This is a genomic window from Desulfosarcina sp., assembly GCF_041551955.1.
In the GTDB taxonomy this organism is placed as follows: Bacteria; Desulfobacterota; Desulfobacteria; order Desulfobacterales; family Desulfosarcinaceae; genus Desulfosarcina.
In genome coordinates this window covers 1-3191 of record NZ_JBFELV010000532.1, presented here as the reverse complement: position 1 = coordinate 3191, position 3191 = coordinate 1, and the positions used below count along the sequence as shown (strand labels likewise).

General features: G+C 59.8%; 3 protein-coding genes. All 3 read right to left on the bottom strand.

Going from position 1 to position 3191, the window contains the following annotated elements; genetic code table 11:
- Window positions 1-363, bottom strand: a 363-nt coding sequence (locus ABYV26_RS23665) for an ABC transporter substrate-binding protein (protein WP_372683816.1), incomplete at its 3' end; no start/stop codon positions are given.
- Window positions 364-533: 170 nt separating this feature from the next.
- Complete coding sequence (locus tag ABYV26_RS23660) at window positions 534-875, bottom strand: 4Fe-4S dicluster domain-containing protein (RefSeq protein WP_372683815.1); 342 nt, start codon at window positions 873-875, stop codon at window positions 534-536.
- Window positions 868-3191, bottom strand: a 2324-nt coding sequence (locus tag ABYV26_RS23655; protein WP_372683814.1) for a molybdopterin-dependent oxidoreductase, incomplete at its 5' end; no start/stop codon positions are given. The genes ABYV26_RS23655 and ABYV26_RS23660, both read right to left, overlap by 8 nt.

Sequence of the window (3191 nt, the reverse complement as noted above, 5' to 3'; positions counted from 1 at the left end):
AGGCACCTTCTCCTTGGCGGCCAGATCGGAAATGGCCAGTGCCAGGGCGCTGTTGATCGTCCCCATCAGAATATCCACATTCTCCCGATAGATCAGTTCCTTGGCGGCCGACAGGCCGATGTCGACCTTGAACTTGCTGTCCCGGGTGGTGAAGACGATCTTGTGCCCCAGAACGCCGCCGGCGGCATTGATCTTGTCGACCTCCAGCTTGAAGGCGTCTCTGACGTCGTTGGTGTAAGTGGCCGGCGGACCGCTGTAACAGTCGACGATGCCGACCTTGATCTCCTTGGCCGCCTGGGCGGGTGCGGTGATCAGGATCAGGGCCATTGCCAGAGCGACGCAAAACCAGGCAGACGTTTTCATGCTGAACCTCCCCGTTGAAAGATGTGAAAAAGATAAGCTGGGACCGTGAATTGGATGGCAAAAAAACAACGCATCTATGCTACCACGACTCTGTTTTAAGTCAATTGAGAAATTACAGGCTCAATCCGCTGCGATCATGACCGGCACAAATCCATTCTGGTGGCGGTTGATCATCTCGGCACCCACAGCACCATACGCGCTTTTTTGGTCATCTCTTTGGCCAGTTCTTCCACGGGGCCGTATTGCATGCAGCCTGCCATGCAATGCTTCACGCAGGCAGGTTCAAGGCCCTGTTTTGTGCGGGTTTTGCACAGGACGCACAGCTCCGTGGGAAAGGGAAGGTAGGTGAGGTAGTACTTTCCCTTGGGCAGTTTCTGGACGATCTCGCTGACACGGATTCCCCCCATTCCGGCAGGCCAGCCGTGTTCCTGGGCACAGGCGACCTGGCAGGTATGGCAGCCGGTGCAGTATTCATAGTCGATCAGGAGGCCGAATGCATGCTTCTTAGCCATGGGTCACCTCCTCGGGGCTGCACTTGTAGATCCTGCACAGGGAATGTTTGATGGGGGCGCCCTGACCGTCTTTCCCGTGGTGGTTCATGGGGATCAGTTGATTGATGTTGGATTCCCACACGCCATACAGGCTGGGTTCCGCCGCTTTCTTTTCCGGGAACCACCAGCCATGGGTTGCCATGATCATCCATTCGGGAACCACGGGCGTCAGTTTGGCCTTGTACCGGGCGCGGCCCATCCAGTTTTCGATCCACATCCACTCGCCGTTGCCGATGCCGTGGCTGGCAGCGGTTTCCGGGTGGATCTCCACCAGCGGATCGGGATCGATCTCCCGCAGCCACGGGATATGGCGGTGTTCCGAATGGAAGAAGGCCGGCGACCGTCTGCCCGTGGAAAGGATCAGGGGGTAGTCTTTGGCCAGGTCCGGCCGGCTGACCGGTGTGAAGGGCGGCTCTTCGTGGTGGGGGATCGGCTCTAAGTCCCACTCCTCCCGAAGGGTGGAATAGAGTTCGAAAAGCCCTGTCTGGGTTCTGAAGCCCGGTTTCTTGTCCGGCCGGAGCAGCCCCTTTTCATGACGCCGGTAGGGGCAGCTCGCGCTGCCCTCGGGCGGATAGGCCCATCCCTTTGCCTGGAGCTGCTTGAAGGTCATGCCCGAGGGCTTGAGAATATCATCGTACAGATCGTAGAGCGTCTCATATTTGTACTCGGGATCAAATCGTTTGGCCAGTTCAAAATTGATTTCCATGTCCGGCAGGCATTCGTCCACGGTCATGGCCTTGTTGATGCTCTGCAGCGGCACCCACCAGCTCCTGAAGCTGTCTTTTTCGAGAAAGGTTCCCGCCGGCAGCACCACATCCGCATACTGGGTGGTCGGCGTGTGAAACAGGTCGACGGCCACCACGAAATCCAGCTTTTCCAGGGCTTTTTTCCAGCGTTTCGGGTCCATGCCCAGCCCCTGCATGATGCCGGCGGTCTGGATCCACATCCCCTTGATGGGGTAGGGCTTTTCAGTGAAGATCTGATCCAGGGTCACATCGGTCTGGCAGCGCCAGTAGAACTTGTTCAGGGGCATGAACCGGTCGGCACCGATACGGGGTTTGTCCATCTCCTTGGTCTTGAGGCCGATGGGTCCGGTGGTGCCCGGCAGGGCGTAGGAGACCACATCGAAGGCAAACTTGGCGAATACGTTGCCGCCGGGAACGTCCAGGTTTCCGGTCAGGGCCCACAGGGCGGTAATCCCGGTCACCAGGGGGGTGAGTGCGGGTGTCATGTCAACGGCAACGCCCCAGTGGATGGACGCGGGTTTGCTCTTTGCGTACAGCTCGGCCGCCGCCCGGATATCCTCCGCCGGCACGCCGGTGATGGCTTCGACCCGGTCCGGGGGATAGGTATCGACCTCCCGGCAGAATTCATCCCAGGCTGTGTGGCACCGGACGGTGTCTCCGCTGGCCAGCACGACCTCCCATTGGCCGGACAGGGCCGGGCTGGCCTGGCTGTCCCGGTAGGCGGCCTCGGCCGACGCCCAGATGACCGGCCTGGCGTTTATCGTATCCCACGCCGCAAAATTGCCATGGGAACCCGTGTCGGCCAGGTCCTCTTCCCTGAGCAGCTTGCCGGTGTCCTCCCGGATCAGATGGGCACCGTTGGTCCAGCGCTCAAGGAACGGTTTGTCGTGAAGGTCCTGGTTGATGATGACGTTCAGAAACCCCATGACCAGGGCGGAATCGGTTCCGGGTCTCAATCTCAGGTGGTGCTTTGACCGGGAGGCGAACCAGGAGAGTCGGGGATCGATGCAGATAATCTGGGTGCCTTTTTTCATGAGATCGACTATCCAGTGGCCGAACTGGTTGTCCGGGCAGGTGGCGTGGATGTTGTAGCCCCAGACGATCATGCACGCCGGGGGCGTGTATCGCGGATCCTTGAACCGGTCCGGGAACCACTGGGCGGCGTCGAAAACGGCAAAATCACCCTGGACGGTGCAAACCGCGGAAAGGCGGGGCCCGTAACAGGCCTGGCCGGAAAGGCCGAACATGACGTTGGGGCTGCCATAGGCATAGGCCAGCATGCAGACCCAGGCATAAATATCCCGGCCGGTGCCCACATTGAACACCATGCTCTCCGGCCCGTGCTCTTCCCGGATGGTATTCATCTTCTCTTCAATCAGGTCAAAGGCCTCGGCCCAGGTGATGCGCTGCCATTTATTTTCACCGCGCTTGCCGGCGCGTTTGACCGGATACCTCAGCCGGTCCGGGTGATCGACATACTGGGTCATGGCCAGGGCGCGGGCGCACAGACGTCCCTGGTTCATGGGATGGT

Coding starts and splice junctions, on each gene's coding strand:
- ABYV26_RS23660 (WP_372683815.1), bottom strand. CDS start 875: ATGGCTAAGAAGCATGCATTCGGCCTCCTGATCGACTATGAATACTGC.